This is a genomic window from Leuconostoc sp., assembly GCF_965300815.1.
Genome location: NZ_CBDKZH010000076.1, coordinates 1 through 6,292, shown reverse-complemented (window position 1 = coordinate 6,292; position 6,292 = coordinate 1). Strand labels below are relative to the sequence as shown.

Genomic DNA, 6,292 nt, shown 5'->3' with positions numbered 1-6,292 from the left:
GAGGCGATGTTTGATTATTTACGTGACGAAGAAACAGTCCGCTTTATCACGGTGCCACCGGTAAAAACAGTGACGGAAGTCATTGAAAACAGTATTCAAAGTTATTTTATGCTGGATCCGATTGGAAAATGGGCGATTGTCTATGACCAAAAAATGATTGGGACGATTGATTTACGCCTCAATGAAGCGCACCGGCAAGCGGAAATCGGTTATGTTTTAAATAAGCGTTATTGGGGCCAAGGTATCATGCCAGAGGCGGCACAAGCCATTTTGGCGGTGGGCTTTGATCAGCTGCAATTAGTACGTATCTTTTCTGAACATGACACGCGTAACCCAAAATCAGGTCGGGTGATGACTAAAATTGGTATGCAGCAAGAGGGCGTGGCACTTAAATCACAGATTATTAAAGGTGAAATAGTAGATATGGTACATTATGCCATCACAGATACGCAATACAAGGTGTTGCAACAAGCAAAAAAGTCACAGGCAACCCTGTGACTTTTTGGTTAATCAATATATTTTGTGTCATCGTTGACTTCCCAAGGGGCGGTCATATCAATGTGATCGTAGTACAAGTGACCATGTAAGTGGTCGATTTCATGTTGGAAAACGATGGCAGGATAATCACGCAATTTAAGCGTCTTCGTTTCGCCTTGTTCATTTTGATAACGGACTGTGATCCGGTTAGCGCGGGGGACGAAACCAGGCACATCTTCGTCAACAGATAAGCAGCCTTCACCAACATCTAGGGCAGCACGCTTAACTGATTCTGAAATAATGACGGGGTTGAAGATTGTGCCCTTAAAGTAAGGTTCATCATCGCGTTCGTGGGGCTCCAATGAAGGAATCAACACAGCTGCCATTTGGAGTGATTCGCCAACTTGTGGGGCTGCTAAACCAACCCCTGGACGTAAACCGTACTTTTCGTTTTGTGCTTCATCTTGTGAGATCACCAAGTAGGTCATCATATCTTCCGCTAGTTGTGCGTGTTCTTCACTGAGTGGGAAAGGTACTTTCTCAGCAACTTGTCTGAGAACTGGCTCCCCATCACGTGTGATTTTATCCATTGTAAATCGAATTGTCATGTCTTTTCACCTCCATAATAGTATATCAAACTGAACAACAGGTTAAAACTCCTAAACGCGTTAGGCGGCGCAGTTTTATACCGATTTTTATTTTTTTGTGACACCAGCGTCGCCGTTAACGCCTTCTTCGATACCTGGATTCCACCAATCAACGTGGGCATTGGTACGTTGGGTACGTAAATTAAACAAATCAACAAGATCTTGCGGTGCTTGTTGCCAAGTGTAGTGGGTTTTCAATGCTGCGTGGGTGATAATGCGGTATTGTGTTGATGGAAAGAGACAACTAATAATCGTGAGTGTTGGCGCTTTGGTTGGATTAAGGACCGCAATGTCATTTTTAGTCACTGTGGTTTGGCCGGTAATCTCATAAACAAAAAGACCCGAAGCATTAGCTAAAATAACCGGCTCACCATTCAACCAGTTGGACCCTTTCAATTGGCCGTTTTGAATGTAGGGCCAATCGTGATTATTGGATTCTTGCAAAGCACTAAAGCCAGATTGGCCATCGTTGAAATTATGGCCAGCCAAGCCGTAGTTACCTTGACCCATAACAGGTTTTTGGGTACCGAGCGGATCGACTGCTGACCGATTGGCGTAATTGGCACCAGCATCTAAACCTTTATTTGAATAGGCATCGTTATAAATAGGGAGGAGAATAAAGCGGCTGGGGATGGCGACAAAACCTTGTTTTTCTAAGCCCTTTTGCGCTTGTCGCATGACCATTTTGGCAATCTGATCGCGCGAAGTCGCATCGTTTTTGGCTTGGCGCGCTTGTGCCTTTTGCCGCTGTTTTTGGAGCGTATTGAGCGTGTGGTCTTTGAGTTGGCCAACATTATTTTGGTAGAGATAGTCTAGCCCCAAGGTGATGCTGGTGACCAAACTCGCCATCATGAGTGCTTGATAAAACCACCGCAAGGATTGTTTTTTAGGACGATATCGCAAGTAAGCTAATCCAAAAACAAGCAATATCACAAGTCCAAATGTGAGACCCGCCAAGTATAGTGGGTGCCAATTCAAAATATTTAAAAGACCTTGTATCATCTGTTATGCCCTCATGATTAATTTGACTAGGTGTTAAAACTTGTCATCGTGTCGTTCAACACCTCCAAATCATTATACAAAGAAGCGCATTGATTTCATAGGTTTTCACACGCTGATACACGATCGCGACGCTATCATTAGCAGCCACTAATTGGTTGGCCGGTAAATCGGTTGCAAGGGGATGTATGTTACAATAATTTTAGCTAAGGATCGCTAAAATAGTGGCTGAAGCGGTAAAATAGAGATAAGTGATGAAAAATTTGAAAGATTGTAGAAAATAGAGTAATGAGTGAAAATTATACGTTACCTATCGATGGTAGTTGGACAGTTGAAGATATTGTGGCGGTATCTCATTTTATTGACAGCGTGTTAGCTGTTTATGAAACTGGGGTCGCTAAAGCCACATTACTGGCACGTTATGACGCATTTCGTGATGTGATGCCGGCAAAAAGTGAACAAAAGCGGTTCGATCGTGATTTTGAACGCCAAACAGGTCACAGCATTTATCAAACGATGAAACTGGCGCAAAACACGACCAAAGATCGGGTACGCGGATGACACTGAGCCAATTTGAAATTCAAGAAATTGACCAAACCGTCATGTTGTGGCTCGATGACGTGCGCCAACAAACCTTAGCGGCAATGACGCAGGAATTAAACGTCGGCACCAAAAATAATCCGCGGGATTTGGTGACCAATGTTGACCGCGCAAACGAAACGTTTTTAAATACTAAAATTCGCGCCTTTGATCCGGAAGCACATATTGTCAGTGAAGAAGGCTTTGGCGATCAGCAACTGGATATGCAAGGGCATGTGTGGTTTGTGGATCCCATTGATGGCACGATGAATTTCATCAAAGAAAAATCGGACTTTGCGATTATGATTGGCCTCTATATCGATAATCAGCCCGTTTTGGGGTGGATTCTTGATGTGATGAATAATGTTGTTTATCACGGCGGACCAGAAATAGGCGTCTATGCCAATCAATTACGCGTTAGCGCCCCTAAAAATGAACCTTTGTCTGAAGGGTTAGTCTTGTTAAGTGGTGCGCGCTTATTGTATGGGATGTTTGGCTATGATGACATTGCCAAAGCCGCTTTAGGTTTTCGGATTATTGGGGCTGCGGGTCCATCATTTATTCGCGTTATTTTAGGCCAGGCGGTCGGTTATTCCTCTAAAATGATGCCGTGGGACTTTGCGGCTGGCCAAGTTTTGGCACAAACGCTCGGATTGTCAGTTTCAGATATTGACGGTAAGCCCCTAGATATGTTATCATCTAACATAGTATTAGTGGCTACAAATCGTGCGCATCGTGATATTTTAGCGTTGCATCAAAGCTAGGGCACACCAGTCCCTAGCTTTTACTATGAGAAGAGTAGCATTTAAATTAAAGGAGCACTAGGAAATTGGCAAATCGCGAAGATATTCGTAACATCGCTATCATCGCCCACGTCGATCACGGAAAGACGACGTTGGTTAACGAACTTTTGAAGCAATCAGATACATTGGACTCACGCAAGGAATTGGGTGATCGTGCAATGGATACAAACGACATCGAAAAGGAACGTGGAATCACAATCTTGTCAAAGAACACAGCCGTTAAGGTTGGGGACAAGCAGATCAACATCTTGGATACACCAGGACACGCGGACTTCGGTGGTGAAGTTGAACGTATCATGGGTATGGTTGACGGTGTTTTGTTGGTTGTTGATGCCTTTGAAGGCACAATGCCACAAACACGTTTCGTGTTGAAGAAGGCCTTCGAACAAAACTTGACACCAATCGTTGTTGTCAACAAAGTTGATCGTCCAGGCGCACGTCCAGAAGAAGTTGTTGATGAAGTGTTGGATTTGTTCATTGAACTTGGTGCCGACGAAGAAGATTTGGACTTCCCAGTGATCTTTGCTTCAGCAATGAACGGGACATCATCATTGTCACCAGATGTTGCTGACCAAGAACACACAATGAAGCCAATCTTTGACAAGGTGTTTGAAACAATTCCAGCACCTGTTGATAACTCTGACGAACCTTTGCAATTCCAAGTGGCAATGTTGGATTATAACGACTTCGTTGGTCGTATTGGTATCGGCCGTGTTAAGCGCGGTACGATCAAGATGGGTGATAACGTTGACGTGTTGAAGCTTGACGGTACAACACAATCATTCCGTGTCACAAAGCTTGCTGGTTTCATTGGTCTTGACCAAGTTGAAATCGAAGAAGCTAAGGCCGGTGATTTGATCGCGGTTTCAGGTATGGAAGACATCTCAGTTGGTGAAACTGTTGCTGATCCTGCTCACCCAGAAGCTTTGCCAATCTTGCGTATTGACGAACCAACTTTGCAAATGACTTTCCGTCAAAACGACAGCCCCTTTGCTGGTCGTGAAGGTAAGTTCGTGACAGCACGTCAAATCGAAGACCGTTTGCGTCGCGAATTGCACACTGATGTTTCTTTGCGTGTTGAAGACACTGACCAAGCTGGTGCATGGTTAGTTTCAGGACGTGGTGAATTGCATTTGTCAATCTTGATTGAAACAATGCGTCGTGAAGGCTTCGAATTGCAAGCTTCACGTCCACAAGTTATCTATCGTGACATTGATGGCGTGCAATCAGAACCATACGAATCAGTTCAAATTGACACACCTGATGAATATGCCTCAACAGTTATCGATTCATTGAACCAACGTAAGGGTGAAATGATCAACATGGAATCTGTTGGTAACGGTCAAACACGTTTGACTTATATGGCACCTTCACGTGGTTTGATTGGTTACTCAACTGAATTCATGTCAGCAACACGTGGTTATGGTATCTTCAACCACACATATGCTGAATACCGTCCAGTTGTTCGTAACTGGGAACCAGGTCGTCGTAACGGCGCTTTGGTTTCAATCAACCAAGGGACAACTTCTAACTATGCCATCATGGGTGTTGAAGACCGTGGCCAAATGTTCGTTGGTGCCGGTGTTGACGTTTATGAAGGTATGATTGTTGGTATGAACTCACGTGACAACGATATTTCTGTCAACGTGACAAAGTTGAAGCCACAATCAAACGTCCGTTCATCAAACAAGGACCAAACAGCTTCAATCAAGACACCACGTGTCATGAACTTGGAAGCTAGCTTGGAATTCTTGAACGATGATGAATACGTTGAAGTAACACCTGAAAACGTTCGTATCCGTAAGGCAATCTTGAACACGGCTGAACGTGAAAAGGCTGCTAAGCGTCGTAAGGCATCAAAGTAATTAAATTGATTAAGAACCACTTGTGGTTCTTGCTCATGGAGATATGGCACAATCTGGTACTGCAACGGACTCGAAATCCGTCGAGCCGCGTTTCGCGGTGTGCGGGTTCAAATCCCGCTATCTCCTTTTTAGCCGTTTTATCAGAAAGACTGATAGGACGGTTTTTTTGTGTTGAAGCGTGGTATGACTGGTTTTTTGGGTTTTTGGGTTGTTTCTGATTTTGGTAATTATCTATGGTTTTAGGTGGTAATGCTACAATAGTGCTACAAATTATCGTATTGAATGTCCTGTTAACTGCAAAAACACATGGGTATACAGTATGATAATAGGACAGTTTAACATCATGACTGTATGGAATATGTGGCAAAAAAGCACTCTAAATTTAAAGTGCTTTTTATTTGTCTTATTTTAGAGACCTCGTTATCTAATATGTACGCCCGAAAGGGCATGGATTATTCTGTCATTGAATGACGTTTACCTTGAGCTAAAGCTTCTGCTTCCGTCATGGGGATTATGTTATTTTTATTTGTTCTGGCAGGCATAGAAGATGTACTATACCAATAAACATTTGACTTGCCGCCACCTGTGACAAATACAGTACGACCAGTATCATTCTGTGGTGCTGGTTGTTCTATTGTTTGTTGAGCAATACTTTTAGCTTCAACTGCTTTAGAAGCCTCCTCAGCTGCTGAAGCACGTGCGGCACATTCAGAAGCAGCATTTTGTGAGGAGACTGCTGCTTCTGAACTTGCTTTTACAGATGCATCATAAAGCAGCCTTTTCAGAGGCTTCAGATGCAGCAATGCTTTCTTGTTGTGCTTTCGAACTAGGTTCAGCTTCTGAACTAGACTGATCGTCGCTCTTATCAGATTGACTAGAAACCATTATTGATGATGACTGACTATTAATTTCAGTGCTAGTA

General features: G+C 43.4%; 7 protein-coding genes and 1 tRNA gene. 5 read left to right on the top strand and 3 right to left on the bottom strand.

Features of this window, described 5'->3' with window-relative positions:
- Positions 1 to 498, top strand: a 498-nt coding sequence (locus tag ACW12G_RS05765) for a GNAT family N-acetyltransferase (RefSeq protein ID WP_455647483.1), incomplete at its 5' end; no start/stop codon positions are given.
- A gap of 8 nt (positions 499 to 506) precedes the next feature.
- Here the strand turns inward: ACW12G_RS05765 and def are convergent.
- A complete protein-coding gene (gene def, locus ACW12G_RS05760; protein ID WP_455646719.1) occupies positions 507 to 1,085 on the bottom strand; it encodes a peptide deformylase in 579 nt (192 codons plus the stop codon).
- An 87-nt stretch (positions 1,086 to 1,172) separates the two neighbouring features.
- Entirely contained in the window at positions 1,173 to 2,126 is a 954-nt protein-coding gene (locus ACW12G_RS05755; protein WP_455647482.1) for a class A sortase, read from the bottom strand.
- Between the two features lie 285 nt (positions 2,127 to 2,411).
- Between ACW12G_RS05755 and ACW12G_RS05750 the strand changes: the two genes are divergently transcribed.
- The 4 genes from ACW12G_RS05750 to ACW12G_RS05735 all read left to right on the top strand — a co-directional run bounded on the left by ACW12G_RS05750 (position 2,412) and on the right by ACW12G_RS05735 (position 5,496).
- On the top strand, positions 2,412 to 2,684 hold the full coding sequence (locus ACW12G_RS05750; RefSeq protein ID WP_029510371.1) for a UPF0223 family protein: 273 nt from the start codon (positions 2,412 to 2,414) through the stop codon (positions 2,682 to 2,684).
- Positions 2,681 to 3,466: an inositol monophosphatase family protein gene (locus ACW12G_RS05745; RefSeq protein ID WP_029510370.1), complete on the top strand. Its 786-nt coding sequence runs from the start codon at positions 2,681 to 2,683 to the stop codon at positions 3,464 to 3,466. The genes ACW12G_RS05750 and ACW12G_RS05745 overlap by 4 nt, the downstream gene beginning before the upstream one ends.
- 65 nt (positions 3,467 to 3,531) lie before the next feature.
- Positions 3,532 to 5,370 carry a translational GTPase TypA gene (gene typA, locus ACW12G_RS05740; protein WP_010002267.1) on the top strand — a complete coding sequence of 613 codons (1,839 nt, stop codon included), beginning with the start codon at positions 3,532 to 3,534 and terminating at the stop codon, positions 5,368 to 5,370.
- Positions 5,371 to 5,407: 37 nt separating this feature from the next.
- Positions 5,408 to 5,496 (top strand) — tRNA-Ser (locus ACW12G_RS05735).
- Between the two features lie 326 nt (positions 5,497 to 5,822).
- Here the strand turns inward: ACW12G_RS05735 and ACW12G_RS05730 are convergent.
- Positions 5,823 to 6,173, bottom strand: a complete 351-nt coding sequence (locus ACW12G_RS05730) for a hypothetical protein (protein ID WP_455647481.1) — start codon at positions 6,171 to 6,173, stop codon at positions 5,823 to 5,825.
- Positions 6,174 to 6,292 lie beyond the last annotated feature (119 nt).